This is a genomic window from Flavobacterium aerium, from assembly GCF_030766725.1.
Lineage (GTDB): Bacteria > Bacteroidota > Bacteroidia > Flavobacteriales > Flavobacteriaceae > Flavobacterium > Flavobacterium aerium.
Map to the genome: position 1 here is coordinate 301,813 of NZ_JARQWR010000004.1, position 26,322 is coordinate 328,134.

28 protein-coding genes are annotated in these 26,322 nt (G+C 32.9%); 14 read left to right on the plus strand and 14 right to left on the minus strand.

The features are described from left to right. Positions 1–47: 47 nt before the first annotated feature. Entirely contained in the window at positions 48–848 is an 801-nt protein-coding gene (locus P6733_RS07755) for a hypothetical protein (protein WP_306352004.1), read from the minus strand. Between the two features lie 222 nt (positions 849–1,070). Between P6733_RS07755 and P6733_RS07760 the strand changes: the two genes are divergently transcribed. The 4 genes from P6733_RS07760 (at position 1,071) to P6733_RS07775 (ending at position 3,730) form a co-directional block, all read left to right on the plus strand. Further along, complete coding sequence (locus P6733_RS07760) at positions 1,071–1,640, plus strand: NUDIX domain-containing protein (protein ID WP_306352006.1); 570 nt, start codon at positions 1,071–1,073, stop codon at positions 1,638–1,640. A 178-nt stretch (positions 1,641–1,818) separates the two neighbouring features. Next, positions 1,819–2,295 (plus strand): Dps family protein, encoded by a 477-nt coding sequence (locus P6733_RS07765; protein WP_306352008.1) that lies wholly within the window; start codon positions 1,819–1,821, stop codon positions 2,293–2,295. A 161-nt stretch (positions 2,296–2,456) separates the two neighbouring features. Continuing rightward, on the plus strand, positions 2,457–3,221 hold the full coding sequence (locus P6733_RS07770) for an RDD family protein (protein ID WP_306352010.1): 765 nt from the start codon (positions 2,457–2,459) through the stop codon (positions 3,219–3,221). Then, on the plus strand, positions 3,218–3,730 hold the full coding sequence (locus P6733_RS07775; protein WP_306352013.1) for a GNAT family N-acetyltransferase: 513 nt from the start codon (positions 3,218–3,220) through the stop codon (positions 3,728–3,730). The genes P6733_RS07770 and P6733_RS07775 overlap by 4 nt, the downstream gene beginning before the upstream one ends. Positions 3,731–3,784: 54 nt before the next feature. Here P6733_RS07775 and P6733_RS07780 read toward each other — a convergent pair whose 3' ends face one another. From P6733_RS07780 to P6733_RS07825, 10 genes are all read right to left on the minus strand, one after another. Further along, complete coding sequence (locus tag P6733_RS07780; protein WP_306352015.1) at positions 3,785–4,774, minus strand: aldo/keto reductase; 990 nt, start codon at positions 4,772–4,774, stop codon at positions 3,785–3,787. A gap of 208 nt (positions 4,775–4,982) precedes the next feature. Next, positions 4,983–5,636 (minus strand): porin family protein, encoded by a 654-nt coding sequence (locus P6733_RS07785; protein ID WP_306352017.1) that lies wholly within the window; start codon positions 5,634–5,636, stop codon positions 4,983–4,985. Positions 5,637–5,717: 81 nt separating this feature from the next. Continuing rightward, positions 5,718–6,146: a hypothetical protein gene (locus tag P6733_RS07790; RefSeq protein WP_306352019.1), complete on the minus strand. Its 429-nt coding sequence runs from the start codon at positions 6,144–6,146 to the stop codon at positions 5,718–5,720. 95 nt (positions 6,147–6,241) lie between these two features. Further along, on the minus strand, positions 6,242–7,051 hold the full coding sequence (locus P6733_RS07795) for an endonuclease/exonuclease/phosphatase family protein (protein ID WP_306352022.1): 810 nt from the start codon (positions 7,049–7,051) through the stop codon (positions 6,242–6,244). A 22-nt stretch (positions 7,052–7,073) separates the two neighbouring features. Next, positions 7,074–7,985, minus strand: a complete 912-nt coding sequence (locus P6733_RS07800) for a hypothetical protein (protein WP_306352024.1) — start codon at positions 7,983–7,985, stop codon at positions 7,074–7,076. A 5-nt stretch (positions 7,986–7,990) separates the two neighbouring features. Next, positions 7,991–9,256, minus strand: a complete 1,266-nt coding sequence (locus P6733_RS07805) for an ABC transporter permease (protein ID WP_306352026.1) — start codon at positions 9,254–9,256, stop codon at positions 7,991–7,993. Positions 9,257–9,259: 3 nt separating this feature from the next. Further along, complete coding sequence (locus P6733_RS07810; protein WP_306352027.1) at positions 9,260–9,667, minus strand: hypothetical protein; 408 nt, start codon at positions 9,665–9,667, stop codon at positions 9,260–9,262. 15 nt (positions 9,668–9,682) lie between these two features. Beyond that, positions 9,683–10,168 (minus strand): SH3 domain-containing protein, encoded by a 486-nt coding sequence (locus tag P6733_RS07815; RefSeq protein WP_306352029.1) that lies wholly within the window; start codon positions 10,166–10,168, stop codon positions 9,683–9,685. 25 nt (positions 10,169–10,193) lie between these two features. Continuing rightward, the gene (locus P6733_RS07820) at positions 10,194–11,261 is read right to left on the minus strand and encodes a type I restriction endonuclease (protein ID WP_306352031.1); all 1,068 of its coding nucleotides are present in this window, start codon (positions 11,259–11,261) and stop codon (positions 10,194–10,196) included. Between the two features lie 163 nt (positions 11,262–11,424). Beyond that, a complete protein-coding gene (locus P6733_RS07825) occupies positions 11,425–12,096 on the minus strand; it encodes a response regulator (RefSeq protein ID WP_306352033.1) in 672 nt (223 codons plus the stop codon). A gap of 248 nt (positions 12,097–12,344) precedes the next feature. Between P6733_RS07825 and P6733_RS07830 the strand changes: the two genes are divergently transcribed. The 4 genes from P6733_RS07830 to P6733_RS07845 all read left to right on the plus strand — a co-directional run bounded on the left by P6733_RS07830 (position 12,345) and on the right by P6733_RS07845 (position 16,985). After that, a complete protein-coding gene (locus P6733_RS07830; RefSeq protein ID WP_306352034.1) occupies positions 12,345–13,343 on the plus strand; it encodes a hypothetical protein in 999 nt (332 codons plus the stop codon). Positions 13,344–13,458: 115 nt separating this feature from the next. Next, positions 13,459–15,948, plus strand: coding sequence for an AsmA family protein (locus tag P6733_RS07835; RefSeq protein WP_306352036.1), 2,490 nt, complete (start codon positions 13,459–13,461; stop codon positions 15,946–15,948). Between the two features lie 131 nt (positions 15,949–16,079). After that, the gene (locus P6733_RS07840; protein WP_306352037.1) at positions 16,080–16,379 is read left to right on the plus strand and encodes a hypothetical protein; all 300 of its coding nucleotides are present in this window, start codon (positions 16,080–16,082) and stop codon (positions 16,377–16,379) included. Positions 16,380–16,415: 36 nt separating this feature from the next. Further along, positions 16,416–16,985, plus strand: coding sequence for a hypothetical protein (locus P6733_RS07845; protein ID WP_306352040.1), 570 nt, complete (start codon positions 16,416–16,418; stop codon positions 16,983–16,985). A 62-nt stretch (positions 16,986–17,047) separates the two neighbouring features. Here P6733_RS07845 and P6733_RS07850 read toward each other — a convergent pair whose 3' ends face one another. After that, positions 17,048–17,641 carry a riboflavin synthase gene (locus P6733_RS07850; protein ID WP_306352042.1) on the minus strand — a complete coding sequence of 198 codons (594 nt, stop codon included), beginning with the start codon at positions 17,639–17,641 and terminating at the stop codon, positions 17,048–17,050. A 58-nt stretch (positions 17,642–17,699) separates the two neighbouring features. On the opposite strand from P6733_RS07850, the gene pdxA reads away from it, so the two are divergent. From pdxA to accC, 6 genes are all read left to right on the plus strand, one after another. Beyond that, positions 17,700–18,737: a 4-hydroxythreonine-4-phosphate dehydrogenase PdxA gene (gene pdxA / locus P6733_RS07855; RefSeq protein ID WP_306352044.1), complete on the plus strand. Its 1,038-nt coding sequence runs from the start codon at positions 17,700–17,702 to the stop codon at positions 18,735–18,737. 176 nt (positions 18,738–18,913) lie between these two features. Beyond that, on the plus strand, positions 18,914–19,450 hold the full coding sequence (locus tag P6733_RS07860; protein ID WP_306352045.1) for a YceD family protein: 537 nt from the start codon (positions 18,914–18,916) through the stop codon (positions 19,448–19,450). 9 nt (positions 19,451–19,459) lie between these two features. Further along, positions 19,460–19,654 carry a 50S ribosomal protein L32 gene (rpmF, locus tag P6733_RS07865; protein ID WP_082482157.1) on the plus strand — a complete coding sequence of 65 codons (195 nt, stop codon included), beginning with the start codon at positions 19,460–19,462 and terminating at the stop codon, positions 19,652–19,654. A 261-nt stretch (positions 19,655–19,915) separates the two neighbouring features. Then, positions 19,916–20,914, plus strand: coding sequence for a beta-ketoacyl-ACP synthase III (locus P6733_RS07870; protein ID WP_306352058.1), 999 nt, complete (start codon positions 19,916–19,918; stop codon positions 20,912–20,914). A gap of 23 nt (positions 20,915–20,937) precedes the next feature. After that, positions 20,938–21,414, plus strand: a complete 477-nt coding sequence (accB, locus tag P6733_RS07875) for an acetyl-CoA carboxylase biotin carboxyl carrier protein (RefSeq protein WP_306352060.1) — start codon at positions 20,938–20,940, stop codon at positions 21,412–21,414. Between the two features lie 93 nt (positions 21,415–21,507). After that, positions 21,508–22,854: an acetyl-CoA carboxylase biotin carboxylase subunit gene (gene accC / locus P6733_RS07880; protein ID WP_306352062.1), complete on the plus strand. Its 1,347-nt coding sequence runs from the start codon at positions 21,508–21,510 to the stop codon at positions 22,852–22,854. Positions 22,855–22,961: 107 nt separating this feature from the next. Here the strand turns inward: accC and P6733_RS07885 are convergent, their stop codons facing one another. Beyond that, the gene (locus P6733_RS07885; RefSeq protein ID WP_306352064.1) at positions 22,962–24,158 is read right to left on the minus strand and encodes a C1 family peptidase; all 1,197 of its coding nucleotides are present in this window, start codon (positions 24,156–24,158) and stop codon (positions 22,962–22,964) included. Positions 24,159–24,319: 161 nt separating this feature from the next. Further along, positions 24,320–26,224, minus strand: a complete 1,905-nt coding sequence (locus P6733_RS07890) for a S9 family peptidase (protein WP_306352066.1) — start codon at positions 26,222–26,224, stop codon at positions 24,320–24,322. Positions 26,225–26,322 lie beyond the last annotated feature (98 nt).

A 26,322-nucleotide genomic window follows, 5' to 3' on the forward strand; every position in this document is an offset into this window, starting at 1 on the left:
GGCTGTCTGATAAGACAGCCTTATTTTTTGCATCAAGGTGTTAAAACTTAAAAAACATTTTGAACACGATAATCGTCGATTTCAAACTTATTGTTTTCCCACTTTGCGGCAATAGTTTTGAATTTGGTAAGGCTTTCATATTGTTTGTATGAAATTGTTTTAGTGTTGGAATCAAATGAGATTAGATTAACATCCTTAGGCGCTAACATAGTAATTTCCATATCACACTCTAATGACAAAGCACTTCTTTTTTGCAGGAGTTTTTTTGCCTTGAAATTATTATCCAAATCATACCCTTTAAAAGCTGAAATAGTTTTCCAATCCTTTTTCTCAGCCGATAGTACGATTGCTCTTCGACTGGAATTAAAATCCCCGTTTTTTTCAATTAAAAGAAAATGTTGTTTGTCAATTAGGTACAAAGCATCAACATAAGGTTTGTTCGAACTTCCTTGATATACAATCTCATTGCTGTTGATGTTCTTTACAATGTAATTTGATTTGCTTTGTGAAGTATAACTATAGACTGCATAAACGATGTCATTGATTGTAAATGATTTTACATGAATGGAGAATCGAGGATCTAATCTAAAAAATTTAGTATTGTCTTTAGCAAGAATCAGTTTGTCGTAATTATCACTGTTGGGTTGTGCTACAAAAGTCTTAAAAGCGAGATCTACTTTTTTACTATACAACTTTTGACTGGTTGTGTTGATCGGAATAGAGTCGAATTTATTTAATTGAAAATCAATGTAAAAATTGAATTCTTTTTTAAAATCCTCAATTTCTTTTTCCTGAGCATGAATAGCAGTACCTAGTAAAAACAAACAGATTGCTGTTGCAATTTTCATAATGAATAGTTTTTTGATCAATTGTGGTTGATTTTTAATGCATTACAAACATAATTTATTTTGAAATAGAAAATGAATTATTCAGAGAATACTGAAATTGTAAAAAACTAGTTGCTCGTAAAAGAATAAATGATTTTACGAATGAAGAAGAAAAAGAAGTTGGTTTAGAAAAAATCGTACCTTTCCTACTAGAAGATTGCATTTCAAATAAAAAGACAAACAATGAATTATAAAGTAATAAAAGAAGAACTAGCATACAAAGGTTTTTTTAAAATTAGAAAAGACATTGTAGAAGTTGATCGTTTTAAAGGAGATACAATTACAAAAACGGTTGAGGTATTCGAACGTGGTGATTCTGTTGCAATATTGTTGAAAGAACGCGATACAGGTACTTTTTTATTTACCAATCAGTTTCGCTATCCTACAGCACAAAAAGATAAAGGTTGGATTTTAGAGCTTCCGGCTGGTTCGATAGAACAAGATGAAGATTCTAAGGAATGTGTGAATAGAGAAGTAGAAGAAGAGTTGGGTTATGTACTGAATGATGCACCTATGTTTATTTCTAAATTCTATGTTTCACCCGGAGGTTCATCAGAACGAATTCATCTTTATTATTGCGAAGTGACATCGCGAGATAAAATATACGATGGTGGCGGATTGGAAGAAGAGAGTGAAGATATAGAATTAGTTAAACTCGATATTGATGAAGCTATAAAAGCAATTGGGGATAAAATTATTGATGCCAAAAGTATCATTGCATTGCAGTGGTATCAATTGCATAAGAAGAAATAATAATTCGAGGTATACGGACTTGTAAATCTTTAATTAACGTAAGATTAACGCATTGTAATTTATATCTTGATGTCTAAATGTTAAATTTTTCGTACATTACAACTACGAAATGAACCCTGAAAATAATATTTTTTTAGTTCAAATTAACCTCAGATTATTAATTTTTAAATTATATAACATGAAAGCAAATATTGGAATTACAGACAGTAATAGACAGGTTGTCGCTGATCAATTAGCAAAAATTTTAGCCGATGAATATATACTGTATACGAAAACCAGGAATGCACATTGGAACGTTGAAGGAGCAGATTTTCATACCAAACATATATTTTTTGAAGGGCAATACAGAGAACTTGATGAAATTGTAGACTCAGTAGCCGAACGTATTCGTACTATCGGACATTATGCACCCGCAACATTAGACGCCTTTTTGAAATTAACACACTTAACAGAAGCGAATAGAAAAAAGAACGATAGTGTTAGTTTTATTACGGAACTCCTAGAAGACCATGAAAGCATTATTATTCATTTAAGAGAAAATGTAAATAGTTTTGCAAACGAACATAAAGATGCTGGTACTAGTGATTTCATTACAGGATTAATGGAACATCATGAAAAGATGGCTTGGTTTTTACGAGCACACATTACCAAATAGTTTTAGAATCAAAAATTAAAAAGCTTCAAAAGAAATCCTCTTTCTTTTGAAGCTTTTTTTGTTATGTAAAGAGACCTATATAAATATTCATCATTTCCTAATAGTATCTCTTTGGAGAGCTTCGTATATTTGGAACTATATAAACATTTTAAATTTTTGTGATGACCGAAAGTAATCAACAACCCTTAATGAAGTCCAGTAGAAAAAGAAGAATTGTAGCCTTTATGATTGACCATTTTGTCTTGTCAGTCATCAATGTCAGTCTTATTTTTTTAATCTTAGGGCCTAATTTTACTGATGAGGAAGATGCTGGGAAGTTGATGATAGCAATTTTTACCGTTATCCCAATAGGGATGTTTATCTATTTTGCCAAAGATAACATTAAAGGAATGAGTCTTGGAAAATGGATTATGGGAATTATGGTTCGTGATGCGGATGATAATACAATAACTCCTTCATTTGGAAGACTATTACTTAGAAATCTATTACTGATTATATTACCCGTTGAATTTATTGTTTTAGCGGCGAGTAATGACAAGAGAAGACTTGGTGATAAAGCAGCGAGAGCAGTCGTTGTAAAGAACCCGAATAAAGCGAGTAAAAGTATGAGAATAGTTATTTTACTACTAGTAATAATAGGGACATGTACTTTTGTTTTTTTACAATCCAGTTATACCATCAAGAATTCAGAAGCCTATAAAACAGCTATTCAAGAGATCGACCAAAATCAGGAAATTAGTACCGCTACAGGTGGAGTTGTAGGTTATGGAATGGTGCCAACGGGAGAAATTAATATACGAAATGGAAAAGGTATTGCCAATCTAAAGATAAAAGTAAAAGGGAAAAAGAAGGATAAAGAAGTTCAGGTTTATTTAGAAAAAGAACAAGGAGGGAAATGGGAAATGATAGAATTATACCAAGAATGATAAAATTAGAATTGTTTGAACGAGAAGATTTCGACCGATTAATCGGTTGGATTCCTAATGAAGAATTATTAATGCAGTTTGCCGGACCGGATTTTACATATCCATTAACGACAACACAATTGGAAAAGTACGTTGATAACCCTAATGCAAAGATTTTTAAAGTTGTAGAAATAGACAGTAATACTGTTGTAGGTCATGCTGAATTGATGGTTAATAATAAAAATCTGGTTAAGTTATGCCGGATTCTAGTAGGATCTACAGCACATAGGGGTAAAGGGTTAGGACAACAAATTATCAATGCGCTGTTAGAATATTCGTTCACTCAATTAGAGTATACAAAAGCAGAATTAAATGTTTTTGATTGGAATACTTCAGCAATAAAATGCTATGAGAAAGTAGGTTTTGTAATAAATCCATCGGCTACCCGAGTTACCCATTTTAAAGAAAATGAATGGTTAGCCATCAATATGCTTATCGATAAAGTAGATTGGCAAGGGAATCTCAGATAAAATTATAGAATACTAGAAAAAAGGGGCTTGTACACAGTACAAGCCCCTTTTTTATTAAAGACTAATTTGCTCTAGTGCAGTATTGATTAAGGTTAATTCTTCTACTGTAATTGTAAGATCCATTGCTTTCGCATTATCTATGGCTTGAGTCGCGTTACGAGCTCCAGTCAATACAATAGAAATACCCGGTTGTACGGTAGTCCAACGCAATACTAATTGTGAAAGAGAAGCATTTTTGCTGGCTGCAATCGGTTCAATAGTATTTAAGAAGGTTTTTACTTTTTCAGGGTTAAACTGTCCAAAATAATCATTTCTATGATCATCAGATTTTAAGGTTGCATCCTTGAAGTATTTACCCGTTAGTAATCCACGTTCTAATGGACTATAGGCAATAATACCGATGTTGTGTTCTACGCTGTAAGGCACAAGGTCTTGTTCGATGCTACGATTCAGCATACTATAAGAAACTTGATTTGAAGCCAGATGAATGGTCTTCTCTGCTTCTTTCAATTGATCCAAACTATAATTGCTTACACCCGCAGCTAATATTTTTCCTTGCTGGATTAAAGACTGTAAGGCCTCCATTGTTTCGTCAATTGGAGTGGTAGCATCTGGCCAGTGTAATTGCAATAAATCAATATAATCTGTTCCAAGACGCTTTAAACCTTCTTCAACTTCTTTAATAACATTGGCTTTGGAAGCATATTTGTAAACAGGGATGCTTTTACCATCGGATCCTGCATCAAAAAAGAATTCTCCCTTGCTATTATTACTTCCATCCCAAACTAAACCAAATTTATTTAACAATTGAATTTTAGTCCGGTCTTTTCCTTTAATAGCTTCTCCAATTAATTCCTCACTTTGTCCAAAACCATAGAAAGGAGCTGTATCCAAACTAGTAACGCCATGATCCAATGAAGCATGAATCGCATTGATTGAATCTTTTTTCTCATTACCACCCCACATGGTTCCTCCAATAGCAAATGCGCCATAAGTAATAGCAGATAATTCCAAATCCGTACGACCTAATTTTCTATATTCCATAACTGTATTTTTTAATATTATTTCTTGATAATCAATTGTGATATCAAATTCGAGGATGCAAAATTACAGCAGGAAGTAGTGTTATCAAAATAATGCAAATCATAACGATCTATTATAATTATGATGAATATAGAGATGAAAAAACAGCGATATCACATCCAAAGGAATGTAATATCGCTGTAGTAAGTAATAGAAATTGAACGAAGAATTAAATATTAAAATTCCAGTTTACAATTAAGTTGATTGAGTTTGTTTTTACACTACCATTATTAATAGTACGTAGTTTACTAATGTTCGATAGTCCTAAATTATTACGGATTTCAATATTTAAATTATTAGTTTTATTTAGTTTGATACTAGTACCAGCACCAAATGCCCAACCGAAATCTATATTTTTGAAAATTGTTCCCCCTGCATCAAAATTTTTGCCATCAATTTTAAAGGTATCATCAATAAAATTACCCATAAATGGTCCAGAGTTAATAAAGAAGTTTTTGTTATTTCCAAAACTATACTTTGCCAATATTGGAATTGTAATGTAATTTAATGTAGTTTTTAGTTCATAACGTCTAGAGGACGTAGCGTCTAGGAAAGCATCTTTTTTAAAGCTTTTACGTTCATAGTTTAATTCCGTTTTTAATGCGAAAGATTCGGTAAACTGGTATTCATAAGATAGCCCGACTAAGAAATCCAAAGCACTATTATTTTCTTCTGCAACCTTATTTCCTCTAATGTTAGATAAATTTGCTCCAGTACTGAAACCGAATAATGAAGTTCCATTTGTTTTTGGAGTTGCTGTTTCTTGTGCAAATCCAGTAGCAAATAAACCTAGTAATGTAATTAGTAAAGTAATTTTCTTCATGTATAATTTTCTTAAAATTTGTGGACCAAAAGTACTTCTTTATTTTAAACAACAAATTTTTTTTGTACTAAATTTCTTAACTTATTCTGGAACCATAAGTTGATAATATTGACCTAAAGAATCAATTGCTTTTAATTTTCCACGACTGGTCCATTCTGTCCGAACTTCCATTTCTTTTCCTTCATCACTGTTCAGGAGCCCACTACCGTATCTTCCTTTTGTATTAATATTTCCCGTTACAGTATTACCCAATTCATCGGTACCAATTACATCGTAATTATAGCAATAATTATGAGTCTCACCAGTTCGGTATTTGTATTTATAAGTAGGGTTGGTATGAAGCGTTTTTGCTTCTTTAATGGTATCATTAACCAAGCGTTCTCCTATGAAGAGTAAAGGTTTACTTTGTAAAACCAGAGGTTCGCTTTGAAGATTCTCCCGGCAACTTAATAATGAGAAAGTTAGGGCTGTGAAAAGGCCTAAATACAGTTTTTTAAATCGTAAATTCATGCTGTTAATTTGAGTATTTATAATACTTCAAACTTAGAATATACAATAAGCACAACATTACGGTTTTCCGTATTTACAATACTAATGAAATGGGTTTATAGGATACTAAATTGCATGGTGATAGGAATATGATCGGAGATGTACTTGGCTTGTTTTAAGGAAGCAAATGCCTCATAAAACAAAATGGGTTTAAAATTTAAAACTTTGATTTTGGAAGAATGATAAAAGATATTGTCAAATTCTGAAGCGAGACATACTTCTTTTTTACACTCATTTTTAAGGGATGTTTTTTGGTTTACAAATACAGATTGATAGCCCATTTTCTTCAAAGGATTGAATACACTATGCGATTGTGGACAATTGAAATCACCAACAAAAATCAAATTTTTATCAGGATATTGTTGTGGTAGATGTTTGAAATATTTAATTTCAGTTTCAGGTTGCTTTTTCTTGGTGATTGCATGAAAATTTACAACCGTAAATGATTTCCCTTTATATTGAAAGGTACAGAAATAAGGCTCTCGATCAATTTCCAGATGATATTTTTGTTCTAACCAAGCCTTACCTTTTTTCTGAACAGTTTTGCTTTTCCATAAAAAGGCATAACGCTCTTTTTTATAAGAATCTCCCGAAGTAGGGTCACTAACGGTGTAGTCCCATTTTGTACCTGTTAGATTCAGTTCGTTGGCCAATCGGGCAACTGCCTGAGCACCGCCAGGACCAGCTACAACTTCCTGAATGGCGATTACATCGTAATTTTTTAAAGTTTTGGCAATGAAAGTAATCGTCGTATCAGCTTTGGATTTACCAAAATTTTTGAGGTTCCAAGAACAAAGCTTAACCTGAGCCAATGCTGATAACTGAAAACAAACGATAAGGAGTAGAAAGATGATTTTTTTCAGCATTGGCGTAGAATAGAGCTATTAATTATTTTTTATTTTCAATAAAGTTCTTGATTATCTTGTCCATATTGGACGGTAAATCGGCATTTTTTATTTCAAAACGTTTCACATTCATTTTAGTGAACCAGTCTTTCCAATAGGCTTTAATGACATCCTCTTCATAAGGATTCTTCTTATCAGGATTAATGCCAATAACGAGAATTTCCAACTGAGATAAGTCTTCATTAGCAGGAATAAAACCAAATTTTTTATCCGTCATTTTTTCTTTCCAATTGGCAGTATTTAATCCATTTTCACGAATTAATTCGGGTGTAATGTATGTGGTTTGATTACCTTCCTTTCTTTTGGAATTTTTATGGTAAAGATAGCCATCTGTTAGTAGGATTAAAATATTTCGATATGAATCATCTATACAATAATCTTGGACTCTATTTTTAAAAAAACTCCATGTTTCTGAACCTGGATAATTCTTATCCTTTATTGTAAGATCATATATTTTCGAAGGATTTGTATTATACGAGGTTTTAATCTCATCCATTAGCTCCTTTGAAGTATTACTCTTATTTATGGAGTACTTTAATTGACTCGATAGAGTATTAATTTCATTGTTCTGTGGCTCTGGGTCAAAAAATAATTGAATTTTATCATTAGTTTGAACAACTTTTTTGTTTCGTAAATGACTATCAAATGCTTCAGCAGCAGACTTAATATAACCAATATCTCTAATGTAAAATTCCATTGTTGGATTTGGGTATTTTAAAGGGTCAATACGATCAGATAAATCAAGCAGTAAACTAAGATTTATATTGTTCGAATGGTTGGATTTAGAAACAGAATTTTCTTGATGAGTTTTAGGATTACCTAATACTGTTTCCGTTTTATTTCCACAAGATTGTAGTACTATGAAAATGAACGAGAGAATGTAAATTTTATTCATGACATTTAATTTTTTGGATACAGTAATAGTTGAAAATCAGATTGAACTAAATTTAAATTATTCAAATGAGTACTAGAGATAGATTCACAATCTTCCAGTAATTCTGTTTTCTGTTTATTTGGCAATGCCATTTCAGTATTAATAGCCTGAAACCAACCTTCTTTGTATTGTGAGTGATAGTGTAGGTATTCTTTAATAGGGAAAATAAATCCATCAATTTTAGCTTGTAATTCGGAAATAATTCCATTGATAGCCGTAATTTTTTGTTTACACTCATTGATCTTTTCTAAGACATCTTTTTTGTGTATTTCAAGGTTAATAATTTCCTCTTTCTTTGCTCTAACGAAAGCTTTAATTTTATCAATATTCTCATATTCTTTCATTACGAAATCAAAGACGAGCCCCCAAATAATATATACAACGAAACCTGCAAATATGATCATCCAAAATTCTGCTTCTCCTAGTGCAATTGTTAGATTGTAAGGAGAGGAGTCTATTGTTTTATTGAAATCGTAAATTTTCTTCTCTATTTGATAAGCTAATAAAGCATCGAATAAAAAAGTAATAAAGAAAAGAGCTGCAATTTTAAAAACATTAATTAAACCTTTTCCTTTTTGAACCATATGAATTACATATCCTAGACCCATAAATACAAAAGGAATTGTAATGACAAGTACACCTTCTAGCCAGCTGGCTTTAAAAGCATTGTTTAAAGCATCAGCATCAAAGATGGCGGCTGTTAGGCTGATATCTGTAAACTCTTTAAAAAAAGCAGAATAAGAAGCAGAAATATAAAATACTAATAAATAAAGTGTTATAGGTAATAATAAAGATAATCCTATATAGAACTGAGCTTTTGGACGTTTGTCCGCCTCAATACCATGTTTTTCAGGATTGTGTTTTACCTCAATCATATCCTGTTTTGTAGTGTCGATGGCCTCAGTTAAATCTTGTTCTTTTTTCTCGAAAATAGCTATGGCAGTTTCATTTTTTTTAAGCTCAGACCTGTTTTTCTCTTGTTCCTCAATATAAGGTTGTTTTAATCTTATTTGTTCCTGTTTTTGCTTTCTACATTGATCTTCAAAGCTGTTGTAGACATTTTCAAGACAAGCTCTAAATGTAATCGGTCTTCCAGAAGCTTTTGTAGAGGCAGCAAATCCACTTTGATAATAAGTATATCGGATTTGTTCTCTATCTTCTTCTGGATCGATTGTTATCATCATTTGTGGTTCAGTTTTTTTGATACTGAATAATTGTTTTAGTGATGTCATCGTTTATGAGTTTAACTGATTAATAATTTCGTCTTTCTGAATTCCTTTTTGGACACAATCAATAAGATAGGTCGTAATATCATCTATGTTCTCTTCTAAAAAATCGAATTTTTTGCAATATTTTTTCAAAGCATTTTTTTCATCTTCTGTTACAATATCATCAACGAGTATCATACGCGTAAGATCATAGAGGTAATTAATTCGTTCGGTAATGTCGTTTGGAATAATCGATTCGTGTTGAGTTGGGTTTAATAATAATTTTTCCATTTCCGATTTAGGAACTCCACGCTCATCAGCAAAATGATAAAGCATTTGGAGTTCCAAAACTCCAAAATTGTCATCGGATAAAGCAATTTGGTAAAGTCGAAGAAAATGACTTTTTAGTTCTTCAGTGAGTATAGTATTTGTCATAATTATGAGAGATGTTTATTGTAGATTACTTGAAAGAATATATCCAATTATTTTAGTTTCCAATACTTGTACTTTAACCCATTCTTCTGTATTTCCTAAGATTTTTAAAGTATTCTTATTGCTGATTTTTGCAATAACATCGGAATCCTTACTAGGCTCTTTTCTTAGATTAACAGATCGTGCAATCGTAACGGTTTTTCCCTTTTTATACACATTAAAATTGAAATTGATATTGATGTCTTTAGATGAGTTTTTAGAAGTTGAGGATTTAGATTCAGTATAATTTGAATTTTTGCCAGAACTACATACTCCACAACTTCCGCCAGAGGAGCAGTGCTTACAACCGGAACAATTTGTACATGCAGTACAAGACATGGAGCCAGTGCATTTTCGAGCTTCAGTCGCACAACAGGAAGCTATAATTACATTTGATTTAGCAACTTGGGCGGTACAAAAGTTGATTGTAAATAGTAAAACGAAACAATAGAAAAGTGATTTCATAAGAGGTATGGATGTTGAATTGAAATTAGTTCTCATATATTTCTAAGACTTTGAAAAGAGATTCGGAGTGATCGAAGATGTCGTCTAATGAATTTAATTCATGTTTAATTTCTTTCTTCTTTTCATCGAGGATAGCAATGTATTTTTTGCTGCTGTTGAAATAAAGTCGGCAGATTGTTTTTCTATTATTATCGTCCAATAAGATTGCGAAATACGACTGAGCATCGCGGTATATAACTCGATTAACAGCTATTTTTTGTCTCAAAATTGTTTTTACAATCATGAAACCTTCTAGTTCTTCTGCTGTTGTAATAATATTTGAGGTATCGTCTTTGATGGTGTCAGAAAGTGCAGCATCTTGTTCTTTCGTAACTTCTCCTTCTTTGGTAAGAGCTGATTTAAGACGTTCTGTAATTAAATCACTGATGTATTGTTGGATTGATTTTTTGGTAAGACTGGTGAATTGTTCTAAAATTTTTGCTGTAATAATGCTAGGATAGACTTGACGGGTAAAATGTTTTACAAATTCAGTACTTGGATTTGAAAATTCGGTATGAATAAGTTTTTTCAATTCAAATGTATATTTCAAATCGCTAGCAGTATTAACAATGTTTTCAAAATCGTAATACGCTTTATGAAATTTTTTCAGTTCTTCGATTTGATTATCCTTAACATCAGTGATGTCAAAAGCAAAAAAAGGCTTTTCATCCATTTTATTGGTTTCTACCAAATCGGTGTAAAAACGATATTCAATACCATTGGTCAAAATTGAAAACTTAGCCTTAGTTGTATGAAAATAACGGAAAAGTTGAGAAGCATTATTTACTGTAAGAGGAGCACCATGATGCTTACATTCAATCAAAATAATAGGCTCACCATTTTGCATAATTGCATAATCAATCTTTTCTCCTTGCTTTAAACCGATATCAGCAACAAGTTCTGGAGTTACCTCCGAAGGATTAAAAACATCATAACCCAATTCTTTAATGAAAGGCATGATAAAAGCATTCTTTGTTGCCTCTTCTGTATGTACTTGGCTTTTAAGTTTTGTTACTCGATCACCAAGAAGTTTTATTTGATCTTTGAAGTCCATAATTGAATAGTATAATTAATTATAAGTTTGATGTAAATTTTCACTTTTCAAACCTACTACCATTGTCAATGTTTTTTTTACGGATTCCCGTAAACCCATTTTATCAAAAATGAAGGCATAAAAAAACCAGCTCAATTGAGCTGGTTTTTAAAGAGAGAATATTTTAAATTAACCCCATATCCTTAGCAATGCTAACGAGATGAATAGAGTTTTTAGCTTTAAAAAAGATTTTTAGTTTATTGATTCGTTTTTCAATACTACTTGTACTGGATGGAGTAACATCTTGTTTTTTAAATAAGAAACCAATTTCTTCTTGTCCTAAACCTTCAGAAAGATGCTTGATGAGTTGGATGTCATACTCATCGATTTCTAAGATAGATTTGTCCGTTAGAATATGTGCTAATTCGGGGGATATGTAGCGAGCATCTTCATCCTGTGCCACTGTGGTAACAGCTTTCGATAATTGAACAGAACCATCACGTCCTTTACTCACATAAGCATTGATATTAGAATCTTCAAATAAAGATTTTATAGTATAAGGACGATTTTCAACAGAATAAACAATAACATTAATATCCGGTTGTTCCTTCTTTACAGCCTCTATAAGTTCTTTACCACTACTGAGTTTTGTTTCTCTATGGTCTTTTTCAAAAGAAAGATCACTAATTAATAAATCATAGGGAGCTTTATCAAATAGTGCTCTTTTAATTTTTAAAAAGGCATCATCACAATATTTAACATGATCAATTTGAGCGGATGTAATTTGCTCTAAGATTGGGACAAGACCTAAATTCATCGTGTCAAAATCTTCGGCTATTAGAATTTTTTTAAACATAGGATACTTTTTTGAACTGAAAAATCAGATTACGTATTAATTCATATTTACGATATGAGGTCAAAAATAATCTTTCGATATACTGTCACAATACGGGTTTCCGTACTCCGTCATTCATTTTTTAAAGATCGACTTTTTTATTGAATACGGAAAACCGTAAAATGTTTTGCACTAAAAAAAGTTACTTAGCGCTGTTTTTTTGGGAATAAAATAGAGAATATTTTTTATGAATTCAATTATGTAGATTTATGGATAAAATTACTTTTGAAGATTATAGATTAGCTGTTAAAGCTAAATATGAAGAAGAAAAAAACGGTAAGAATTCGCGTTTTTTTGTGCCGTTAAAGCGTTCTAAATTAAAAGATTTATCGGTAATTCTTTATAAAGAAAAATTAAATGTAGACGATCAGGGGGCTTTTGATAATTTTTTTGATTTTAAAGAGGAGCATGGGAAATTACAACAACTGAGAAGATTTGATACAGATAAATTTCGAACATTACAAAATTTTTTAAATGGAATAACGACTGACCCTCAATGGGAAACGATAGAATTAATAGCAGTCTTAATAGATTTTTCATTACGTCCTTTTCGGAAATACCATAATTCAATAAGTCAAGTAGAAGATGATATAATAGAAAAAAAAGGGAAAGAAGAAAAAAGCGGAAGTGATTTATATAATCAAAAGGAACCAATTGACGATATTGAGAAAGAAATAGTTGATGAACAAGATAAAGAGCTAATAGTTATCGATGGTATTATTGGAGATTGTAAAGATTTAGATAATCAAGAAAGTTTAGAAGCTAGAGATTCAGAAAATAAACCTACTAAAAGGAAGTTTTTTTTAAGAGCAATAAAAAATAAAACGACTCATCGGGTAGGAGGTGTTTTTGCCGTACTACTTTCTAGTAGCTATATTATATCAGGGTTTATTTTTCCAAATAAAGATTGTATGGTTTGGAAAAGGGATCATTATGAAGCTGTAAATTGTGATGATGAAATTATAGGAAGTGGAGAGAAATTTGTAGCTCGAAATGATGAGTTGATAAAAAATATGCGAAAGGTTAATGTCTGCGATACGACTACATTTTTTAAATACAATAAACCGGTGCTCTGGTACGGGAAATCGGCACCTGGTGGAGATTATGAATTCTTTAGTTATCCAGGGCGCCATCCTATAACAGATAAAGCTTTGAAAGATGTAACAGGACACATTGTAAGTAATACAATTGCAACCCAAAATAATTAAAATCTGTTATAGATCTAAAATTTATACTGTTTACTAAAATTTAATCGATTAAATTAGCGTACCTCCTCCACTAAAAAAGAACGGTTATTGTAGTATGTATTTATTTTAGAGTAGTATGATCAAAAAAATAAATGGATTTAGAGATTGGTGGAAGCAAGTGCATTTGCCAAAATGGGTAAAAATTACCTTACGAGCACTCGGCGTAGTCTTTGTAATCATACTGATTGCTTATGTGTCAACTGCTTGGTATGTTAATGCAAATAAAGAAAAGGTACTTGCCTTAATTACAACCGAATTAAATAAGAATATTAATGGTACCCTAACCATTAAAAGTATGGAGCCTTCTTTCTTGAAAGGATTTCCTAGAGTTTCTTTGGAATTAAAAGATATAATCTTGCGAGACAGCCTTTGGCAAGAGCATCAACATACTGTGTTAGAAGCGAAAGATTTTGAAGTAGCAGTTAATACATTAGCTTTATTAAGAGGGACAATTGAGATTAAAAAAGTAACCATCAACGATGCGACAATCTACCTTTATACTGATGAAAAAGGATACAGTAATACGGCAGTATTTGGTAAAAAGAAAAAAGAAACGAAAGACAAAGAAGATTCGGGTTCTTACCCAGAAATCCGAAAATTCCAATTGCAAAATGTAAATTTTATTGCAGACAACAAACAAAACAATAAACGATTTGAGTTTGAAGTAAAGGAACTGTATGGCGTAATGGATTATAGTTTTGGTAATTGGGACGCAGATATCCAACTTACTACAATGGCTAAGAGTTTAGCATTTAGTACGGTACACGGCAGTTTTATCAAAGATAAAATGGTGGAGGGGCGATTATCTGCTCATTTTAATAAATCCAAAGAAATCATTACTGTAGACCCGAACGATTTGAATATAGGAGGAGATATATTTAATATAGGAGCCAAATTTAATGTTGGGCCAAAAAATGCAGACTTTACAATCAATATCATTGCCAGTAATATACTATGGAAAAGAGCATCCAATTTATTATCCAATAATATCAGCTCAAAATTAAATAAGTTCGATTTGAATCAGCCTATTTATGTTACTTGCGATTTGGTCGGGGATATGAATGCAGAAGGAGACCCCTATATTCATGTGAAAGCAGAAGTTAAAAATAATCGACTGAGCATTCCAGGAGGAGTAATTGAATCGTGTAATTTCTCAGGAGAATATACAAATGATTTTGTGAAAGGAGAAGGGTATACCGATGCTAATTCTGCGGTGAAATTATTCCATTTGAAAGGAGAATACGAACAGATACCTTTTACAATTGACACCTTTTTTATTAATAATTTTGATAAACCGATAGCGACAGGTTTGTTTAAATCGACTTTCGATTTGCCTAAATTAAACAATATGATAGGACATGATTTACTGAAATTTTCTAAAGGAACGGCTGATGTAAAATTAGCATACAAATCAGATGTGGTAGATTTCAAACTGACAAAACCTTTAGTTAGTGGATCCATAGAAATAAAAGATGCCGATTTAGATTATATACCCCGTCAGTTGAATTTTAAAAATACGGCGATCTCATTATCTTTTAAAGACGATAATCTATCCATTAAAAATATCCGCTTACAAAGTGGAAAAAGTATAGTATTCTTGGAGGGAAATGTCGAGAACTTCTTAAATCTGTATTACACAGCCCCAGAAAAAATTGTTTTGAATTGGCAGGTATACAGCCCACAACTCCATTTAGCGGAGTTTTTAGGGTTTTTGGGGAGCAGAAGAATACAAGCCAATAAGAAGAAAAGCAAGCAAAGCAATTTTACAGAAGAGCTTAATGCTGTTTTCGAAAAGAGTAATGTAGCCATGCATTTGAAAGTAGATAAAATATTTTACAACAAGTTTTTAGCGACAAATGCAACAGCCGATGTATTGCTTTCGGAATCGGGAATGTCAGTAGATAATGTAAGTGTTAATCATGCCGATGGAACATTAAAGATGAAAGGGAGTTTAGCACAAACAGGAGCTAGTAATCGATTTGCAATTCAGGCCAATGTAAATCATGTTGACATTCGGAAGTTTTTCGGTGCCTTTAATAATTTTGGATTAGAATCCCTGACAGCAAAAAACCTTAGAGGCTATTTATCCTCAACAACAACGATGTCTGGGAATATCTCAAATAAAGGAATAATGATTCCAAGATCAATGAATGGAGAAGTACAGTTTAATGTAAATCAAGGAGCATTAGTAGGTTTTGAATCTATAAAAAATGTGGGGAAATTTGCCTTTCCATTTCGAGATTTGGATAATATTACATTTAGTAAACTCAATGGGAAATTTGATGTAAAAGGAGAAAAAGTTACAATTAGTCCAATGCAGATTAATTCCAGTGTTTTAAATATGGATATTGCTGGAGTCTATTCCTTTGGATTAGGAACAAATATAGCCTTAGATGTACCGCTTCGGAATCCGAAAAATGACAAGGAAATAAAAGATAAACAAGAAGTAAAAGAAAGACGAAATAGAGGAATAGTTTTACATTTGTTAGTGACTGATGGAGACGATGGAAAGGTCAAAATCCGATTAAATAAAAATAGAGATAAGAAAGATACTTCAAAACAATAAAAGTGTAATCTATTGATTTTTAGTTATTAATGTCTTTGAAATAACGATTTTAACAAAGATTTTACTTTCTTTTATAATAGTAAGAATGAAATTAGTTGTACTTTTAAAATGCTAACCAAATCAAATTGATTATGAAAAAGATGTTTCACTACGCACCGATGTCAGTAGCATTGAGTGAATTAGGAAAGAAAGGATATACGACCGATTTTAATTTACAAGAAGATCGTATAAAGAACAGCCCAGAAGAGTTTGAAATAGAAGAAATTTACCGTTACGAAGGCGATACAGATCCGGGAGATGAGGTTACCGTATACGGTATAAAATCATCTAATGGAGAACAAGGCGTATTTGTAGCAGGATTCGGAGCTTATACAGAAAAAAGTGCAGCCAAAGCATTACACAATATGAGCATTCGTGATTACGATGTTTAATTGCAATAAAATTGTTTAATCTAATCTCAAAGGAGAATGAAAATACTATATCTAATACCGTTGTTTATTGTTTTGTCTTCTTGTAATCAAGAGAAAAAAGTAGAAGTACAACCTACTGAAAAAATTTCTCCTGAAGAAGCCAAAAAAGAAATAGATCAAACGGTATTGTTATCCAATATTACCAAACATAAATTCTCAAATCCAACAGTAGAAGATGAATTTAAATTAACCATCACAGGGAAATCTATTTTGGAAGGAGAGATGAATTTTACAATAACAGATGCAAAAGGAGTTCAGATTTTCACGAATACACTTTCTTCAGACTATCTTATCGGATTTGGTTCCAATGATGGAGGATCAATGACAAATGAAGAGCAAGTAGCCTATATTACAAAGAGAGTTCAAGATTTTTTTAATGAAGAAAATTTTGTGAAACCCGTTATAACAAAAGAAACCAAATTAGAAGGAGCCTCCGTAAATAAATTAACGTGGGAAGAATTTAAGTCAGAACCAAAACTTATCGGATTTACCTATCTTTTAGGGAAAGAAGACCGTAGAAATATTATCTTTTCTAGAAATAGAGAAGTAGTGTTGAATTATAATTAGCATGATTTAATTATAATTTAAAAGAGCTCGTGTTTGACATTCATCCACGAGCTCTTTATGATTTAAGCAATATTCAATTGATGTAAGCGGCTAACATATTTTCCAATGACATCAAATTCTAAATTGATTTTTGTACCCACTTTAAAATCCTTGAAATTAGTGTGCTCATGTGTATAAGGGATAATGGCCACGCTAAAAGAATTCAACTTAGAATTCACTACCGTTAAGCTTACTCCATTCACTGTAATAGAACCTTTTTCAATGGTAATATTATGCAATGTACTGTCGTATTCAAAAGTATAATACCAGCTGCCGTTAGCTTCCTCGATGCTTTCGCATACACCAGTTTGATCCACGTGTCCTTGCACAATATGACCATCCAAGCGGTCACCCAATTTCATAGCGCGTTCCAAGTTGACAATATCACCCGTATTCCAATCACCAATATTTGTTTTTTCTATGGTTTCACGAATAGCAGTAACAGTATAAGAATCATCTTCTATCGCTACAACAGTAAGACAAATTCCATTATGACTTACACTTTGGTCAATTTTTAGCTCATGCGTTATTACAGAAGATACTGTAATGTTAAGATTGTCGGCATCTTTTGTTATTTGTTTAACAATACCCAGCGTTTCAATAATTCCTGTGAACATACCTTATTTATTTTTCGTAAATTTGCAATTCAAAATTAGTAATAAATAACCAGTACACATGATGAAAAAAGCAGAAAATATTATAGTTGGAATTTCAATTGGAGATTTAAACGGTATTGGAAGCGAAGTAATTCTTAAAACATTTGAAGACAATAGGATGCTTGAATTGTGTACTCCTGTTATTTTTGCCAATGTAAAAATTCTTTCATTTTTGAAGAAAAATCTTCAGTTAACCTCAATTATTCACGGTATAGATAAGCTAGATCAAATCGTAGTAGGGAAGATTAATGTACTCAATGTATGGAAAGAAGGTGTTAATATCCAATACGGAATAAACGATATTAATGTAGGTAAATACGCTGTAAAATCATTTGTAGCGGCAACAAATGCTTTAAAAGAAGGAGCTGTAGACGTATTAGTAACAGCACCAATCAATAAATATAATATCCAAGCGGAAGATTTTAAATTCCCGGGACATACTGATTATTTAGATCAGGAATTAGACGGCAATGCACTAATGTTTATGGTGCAAGACAACTTGAGAGTAGGATTGATTACCGATCATATTCCTATCAATGAAGTATCATCTCATTTAACAGAAGCCTTAATCCGTAAAAAAGTAGAGACTATAAGACAATCTTTAATTCAGGATTTCAGTATTAATAAGCCTAAAATTGCTGTACTAGGGTTAAACCCACATTGTGGAGATAATGGAGTGATTGGAGAAGAAGACGATAAAGTATTAAAACCAACAATTAAAAAAATGTTTGATGCAGGAACGATGGTTTTTGGACCATTTTCGGCAGATGGATTTTTTGGAAGCAATCAATATGAAAAATATGATGCAGTAATTGCAACATATCACGATCAAGGATTAATTCCGTTTAAAACACTGTCATTTGGAAATGGCGTAAATTATACAGCAGGATTAGATAAGGTAAGAACATCGCCGGATCATGGTACAGCCTATGATATTGCTGGAAAAGGGATAGCAGATTTCACCTCATTTAAGGAAGCCGTTTACCTTGCAATTGACATTTTTAATGCACGAATGATGTATAAAGAGATCTCAAGTAACCCACTGAAAACCAAATAAAAACAGTTATTAACAAAAAAATGTTTGTAACGCTGTTGGATTTCCGATAATTTTATATCTTTGCACGCTCAAAACTGTTGTTGCGGTAAAAGGAATTGAAATTCCATTTTGAAGCAAACCGGAAATCTATGTAAGTGAATTACATGTGACCTTTAAATAGTAATAAAGATTTACACATGAAAGAGACCAAAGAATTTTTAATTCCTTTTATAGGATTAAAATTAGGGAAACATCAGTTTGAATATCAAATAAATAAAGCGTTCTTTGAAGGCTTTGATTATGACGAATTTAATGATGTCGATATCAAAGTTAATGTAGTTCTGGAGAAAAAAAGCACCATGTTGGAGCTTAATTTTAAACATAAAGGTACTGTGAATGTACCTTGTGATTTGACCAATGAGCTTTTTGATTTACCTGTAAAAGGGAAAATGAGAGTAGTAGTTCAATTTGGACCAGACTATAATGATGATAATGATGAGTTGCTCATTTTGCCGCATGGAGAACATCAAATAGATGTGGCTCAGCAGATTTACGAAATGATAGCACTTTCTGTTCCGACAAAAAGAATTCATCCAGGGGTTAAAGACGGAAGCTTAAAAGTAGAAGGCTTAGACCAACAGAGTACATTGTCAGTAAAAGAACAACAAACTGAAAAAGAAGAAAATATTGACCCTAGATGGGACAAATTAAAACAACTATTAACGGATAAATAATATAGTAAGATGGCACATCCTAAGAGAAAAACCTCAAAAACGAGAAGAGACAAGAGAAGAACGCATTACAAGGCGTCTGTTCCTCAAATTGCTACATGTCCTGTGACAGGAGAAGCGCATTTATACCACAGAGCTTACTGGCATGAAGGTAAAATGTACTATAGAGGTCAAGTTGTAATTGATAAGCAAGAAGCTGTTGCTTAATACGGTTTTTATAGTTAAAATTTAAACTCTCACACCGTGAGAGTTTTTTTTGTTTACCCAAATTTACTCAGTAATTTTTCTTCGATTAGCCTGTTTTCAGCTTCTCGGGGCGATTTGATATTTTAAAGTTAGGGATGACAATTACGATTTAATAATAGATTCGCGTTAAAAATGCTTGCATGAACTAACGTTTAGATTTTTTTTTGTAATTTCCACCTCTTTTCAAATCCCAAAAATTTGAGAAGAAAACAAACAGACTCTATGAATACAATTACAGCCGCAATTACCGCTGTCGGTGCCTATGTGCCAGATTATGTGCTCTCTAATAAGGTCCTTGAGACTATGGTTGATACCAATGATGAGTGGATAACTACGCGTACCGGAATTAAAGAAAGACGCATTTTAAAAGAAGAAGGGGAAGGAACTTCCTTTATGGCTATTAAAGCGGCAGAAAATTTAATTCAAAAATCAGGTCTTGATCCAAAAGAGATTGATTTAATACTAATGGCGACTACTACGCCAGACATGCCAGTAGCTGCAACAGGTGTCTATGTTGCCACAAAAATTGGTGCAACAAATGCATTTGCTTACGACTTACAAGCAGCTTGTTCAAGTTTCTTATATGCCATGTCAACAGCATCAGCCTATATTGAATCTGGACGATACAAGAAAGTATTAGTAATTGGAGCAGATAAAATGTCTTCTATTATTGATTATACAGACCGAGCAACATGCATTATTTTTGGAGATGGAGCAGGAGCAGTATTGTTCGAACCAAATAATGAAGGACTAGGATTCCGAGATGAATATTTAAGAAGTGATGGAGTCGGTCGTGAATTCCTGAAAATTGAAGCAGGAGGATCTATACTACCACCGTCTTTAGAAACGGTACAAAATAAGCAACACTATGTACACCAAGATGGTAAAACAGTATTCAAATATGCTGTAACCAATATGGCTGAAGTAAGTGAGCTAATCATGAAAAGAAATAATCTGACAGCAGACGATGTAAACTGGTTAGTTGCGCATCAAGCAAATAAGAGAATTATCGATGCTACTGCAAGCAGAATGAACTTAGAAGAATCAAAAGTTTTAGTGAATATCGAAAAATATGGCAATACTACATCTGCCACGTTACCACTATTGTTAAATGATTTTGAGAAGCAATTTAAAAAAGGAGATAATCTTATCTTTGCATCATTTGGAGGTGGATTCACATGGGGATCTATTTATCTAAAATGGGCTTATACAAAAAACTAAACTAAAACTAAAATACAAATACTATGGATTTAAAAGAAATTCAAAACCTAATCAAATTTGTAGCCAAGTCGGGTGCAACGGAAGTAAAATTAGAAGTGGACGATTTTAAAATCACCATTAAAACTACTGCAGAAGGAAGCCAAGCTGAAACGACATATGTACAACAAGTATTGCCTGTATCAAATGCACTTCAACAAGCAGCAGCTCCTCAACCAACATCTCCTGTTGCTGCAACTCCAGTAGAAACTGTTGACGCGAAGTATATTACAGTGAAGTCTCCAATTATTGGTACATTATATAGAAAACCATCTCCAGATAAAGCTCCTTTCGTAGAAGTAGGAACTACAATCGCAAAAGGTGATGTATTATGTGTTATTGAAGCAATGAAGTTATTTAACGAAATTGAATCTGAAGTTTCTGGAAAAATAGTAAAAGTGTTGGTTGACGATTCTTCACCAGTAGAATTTGATCAACCTTTATTTTTAGTAGATCCATCATAATAATACCCTAATTTCATCTCGACATTTCGAGGCAAAAAGAGAATCCTGAGATTCAATTTTTGTAATTGTAATTAATTGTAATTCAAAGAAATTATGTTTAAAAAAATTCTAATTGCAAATAGAGGCGAAATCGCCCTACGTGTTATCAGAACTTGTAGAGAAATGGGTATCAAAACGGTAGCGGTTTATTCCACTGCTGATGCTGAGAGTCTACACGTTCGATTTGCAGACGAAGCCGTATGTATCGGACCGCCAGCAAGTAGTTTGTCTTATTTAAAAATGTCAAGTATTATTGCTGCTGCAGAAATTACAAATGCAGACGCAATTCACCCAGGATATGGTTTCCTTTCTGAAAATGCTAAATTTTCAAAAATTTGTGGTGAACACGGTATTAAATTTATCGGTGCTTCTCCAGAAATGATTGACAGAATGGGAGATAAAGCTTCTGCCAAAGCAACAATGAAAGAAGCAGGAGTTCCTACAATTCCAGGTTCTGAAGGTCTTTTAGAGTCTTTTGAACAAACTAAAAAATTAGCCAAAGAAATGGGCTATCCAGTAATGTTAAAAGCAACTGCTGGTGGTGGTGGAAAAGGAATGAGAGCTGTTTGGAAAGCAGAAGAATTAGAGAAAGCTTGGGAAAGTGCACGTCAAGAAGCTTCAGCAGCTTTTGGAAATGACGGAATGTACATGGAAAAGTTGATCGAAGAGCCACGCCATATCGAAATCCAAATTGTTGGAGATGCATATGGTAAAGCATGTCACCTTTCTGAAAGAGATTGTTCAGTTCAAAGACGTCACCAAAAATTAACAGAAGAAACACCTTCACCTTTCATGACAGATGAATTACGTCTGAAAATGGGAGATGCTGCCGTAAAAGCAGCAGAATATATTAAATACGAAGGAGCAGGCACAGTGGAATTCTTAGTAGATAAACACCGTAATTTCTACTTCATGGAAATGAATACACGTATTCAAGTTGAACACCCTATTACAGAACAAGTTATTGATTATGATTTGATTCGTGAGCAAATTCTTGTAGCAGCAGGTGTGCCAATTTCAGGTAGAAATTATTTCCCGAAAATGCACTCTATTGAATGTCGTATTAATGCAGAAGACCCATATCATGATTTCCGCCCTTCACCAGGTAGAATCACGACGCTTCATGCACCAGGAGGACATGGTGTACGCTTAGATACTCACGTATACTCAGGGTACTCTATCCCACCAAATTATGATTCAATGATTGCTAAATTGATTACTACGGCACAAACCCGTGAAGAAGCAATTAGCAAAATGAAAAGAGCATTGGATGAGTTTGTAATCGAAGGTGTAAAAACTACGATTCCTTTCCACAGACAATTAATGGATGAACCAGATTATGTTGCTGGGAATTATACTACGAAGTTTATGGAAAGCTTTGTAATGAAAGATCCAGAATAGATAAATATTTATAAAGCCTTACAATTTGTAAGGCTTTATTTTTTAAGAGATTCCCATAAAAAAAGGCGCTTCAACATGAAGCGCCTTTTTTGCATTAAGAACCAGTGTTATAGGCTTAATTTTTTAGCAATTGGCGATGGAATTGCTCCTTTGTTTACTAAGATTGTAGTTGTTTTGTATTTTACAAAATTCTTAGTTACATAAAGATATCCTTTGTAATCGTTTGTTGTACCCCAAGAGTTTTTAACGATATAATATTCTTTCCCTGTTTGATCTTTAGCCAAACCGATAATGTGCATTCCGTGATCATCTGTAGTTTGATAATTATCGTATGCTTTTTGGCGTAATTCTTCTGTGATTTCAAGTTCCGGTTTTGGCCCGTTGAATAAATCATCTTTCTCTGCTTGTGTCATATCAGCGAAGTTCTTTGCAGGAACATAAGCAACACCATTTTTCCAACTAAATCCTTTTTCACTTACATCTGTTGCCCAAGCTACAGTATATCCTTTTTTCAATGCATTATCAATAATATCAGTCATATCATTCATCTTTACATTGTATACCTGATCTAATGACCAGTTGTCTGGTACCATCATTGTGAATTTGCTGTAATATGGATTATCTGTGAAAGAAGTAAGTTCAACATACTCATCAGGATTAATACCTACAACATCTTTTGCAAAAGATTGTGGAGTGTATTTACGACCGTTGTAGTTGAATTCTTTAGGAATATCACCTAAATAAGCATCAATTACAGAAGTGTATGCTTTTTCCCAGTTAGGAGTAAGTTCTCCGTTAGGATTTTTCACTACAGCCGCTAGGACAGCTTCCATGATCGTACTCATTTCGCTAAATTTATTATTAGCAGTACCATAATTCAATCCAGTGTATAGTTCTTGTGGAACAGTACCGTATTTTTTATACATGTTGATTACATCATGTAAAGCACCACCATCCCCTAAAGTAATAGCACCATGCATACGCACATAATTTTTCCCTTTGTCTACATAGGCATTACGCACAGTGTACATTTGAGAAAGAGGAATAGGTTGTTTTCCTAAACGGCTCATTTCAGATTCGATAAAAGAATTGGCAGAATAACTCCAGCAAGTTCCAGAAGAACCTTGACTTGCGACAGGTGTATTCGTTAGATTAATTAATTCTGTAAACTGGAAAGATTTTTTGCTGTTAGCGCTTTCGTTGTTCTTTAGTGAGTTGACCAAATTATCTTGAGCAAAACTGCTGCCCATTCCTACAAATAATGCCGAAGCAAGAAGTAGGGGTCTCAGTGGTAATTTATACATTGTTTTTGTTTTATAATATGCCCGTAAAGTTAAAAAAAATGTTTCCAAAAAAGAGAAACTAATCTGTTAACATGTTCCTGTTACAAAGGAATTGAGACAATTTTAACGCATAAAAAAACTCCCAACGTAAATTTGGGAGTTTTTTGTAGTAAAAAATAAGTTTATAGAGTTTCTTTCAACCATTTGAAATATTCTCGCTGCCATACTAAAGCATTTTGTGGCTGTAATACCCAGTGATTTTCTTCAGGGAAATATAACAATCTACTTTTAATACCTCTTAATTGTGCTGCTTGGAAAGCTTCTTGTCCTTGCCCTATTGGCACTCTAAAATCCTTACCACCCTGGATAATTAATATTGGTGCATTCCATTGGTCTACATAATTAATCGGATTGAATACCGTGTAGGCTTTTTGAGCTACTTTATTATCCTTTTCCCAATATGGTCCACCAAAATCCCAGTTGTTAAAGAATAACTCTTCAGTCGTTCCATACATACTTTGAGTATTGAATACACCATCATGAGCAATGAATGTTTTGAATCTGTTTTTGTGAATACCTGCTAAGTAAAATACAGAGTAACCACCATAACTAGCACCTACAGCAGCCAATCTTGATTTGTCTACATAAGATTCTTTGGCTACATCGTCAATTGCCGATAAGTAATCTTGCATTACCTGTCCACCCCAGTCTTTACTAATCTGTTGATTCCATTCTACACCATGACCTGGCATACCACGTCTGTTTGGTGCTACTACAATGTATCCTTGTGCTGCCATAACTTGGAAGTTCCAACGGAAAGAATAGAATTGTGTTAAAGCAGATTGAGGTCCACCTTGGCAATATAATAATGTTGGATATTTCTTTTTAGCATCAAAATTTGGAGGTAAAACAACCCATACCAGCATTTTTTTACCATCCGTAGTTGTTACATATCTTTTTTGGAATTGACTCATAGCCAATGTATCTACCGTAGATTTATTTACAGTAGTAAGTTGTTTCCAACTTTTCTTTTTTAAGTCATAACTGTATAATTCAGCAGCATGATTAAAATCGGTACGGCTTACGATAACTTCATTTCCTTCAATAGAAATCAAACCAGCAACGTCAAAATCTCCTTGCGTTAGTTGAACTACATTCGGCATAATTCTCGTTAGTCCAGGGAAATTCACTTCAAATAATTGAATTGTTCCATCAACTGGAGCCGTGAAATATACTTTTTTACCATCTGCACTCCATTTGAACTCGTTTACAGTACCATCCCAGTTTGCAGTAAGGTTTTGTGTAATCCCTTTAAAACTTACAATGATATCATTTTTATCGGCCTCATAACCATCATTCTTCATTTGAAGCCATGATAAATCTCCTTTTGGAGAAAATTGAGGAGCTACATCATATCCAAGATTGTTCTCTGTACGATTTACAGTTTTACCAGTGGCAAGGTTGTACTCGTATAAGTCAGTGTTAGTGCTAGTAGCATAAGCAGTACCAGCTTTCTTTTTAGCAACATAGATTATGCTTTTGCTATCAGGTGACCAGATGTAATCTTCATCACCTCCAAAAGGCTTTTGTGGACTATCATACGGTTCTCCTTTTAATACATCGATACCTGTAGATCCGTCTTTATTTTCTTTGTAAAAAACATGATTAAATTTCCCTTCATTCCAAGTGTCCCAATGACGGTAATCTAAACCATTATAAACCTGCACATCTGATTTTTGTAATTCAGGATAAAAATCTTTCCCGTGTACTTTATCAATTTTTACTTCTTCATTATAGACGATGTATTTACCATCTGGAGAAATATTTTTATCAGTTAGAAGATTTTTATAATCCTCAATAGCTACTGCTTTTCCACCGCTTACGGGTACTGAATAATATTTTGAATTGGATTTGTTTTCCTCCATTACTGGAGTGGAAACCTTGTAAATGATGTTTTTTCCATCTTTGGAAATACCCATTGCGCTTACACGACCCAGTTTTAATAATGCTTCTGGAGTCATAACTTCTTGTGCCATAGTGGAGTTAATGCTGATGATGCCTAATGCTAAAAACAATAATTTCTTCATAATGTAAAGTAAAAATTAAAGCTTAAAAGTACTGATAATATTTCAAAAAAGAAGAGGATTCCCTGTACTTGATGTTAAATATTGTTTGGAGTATAGAG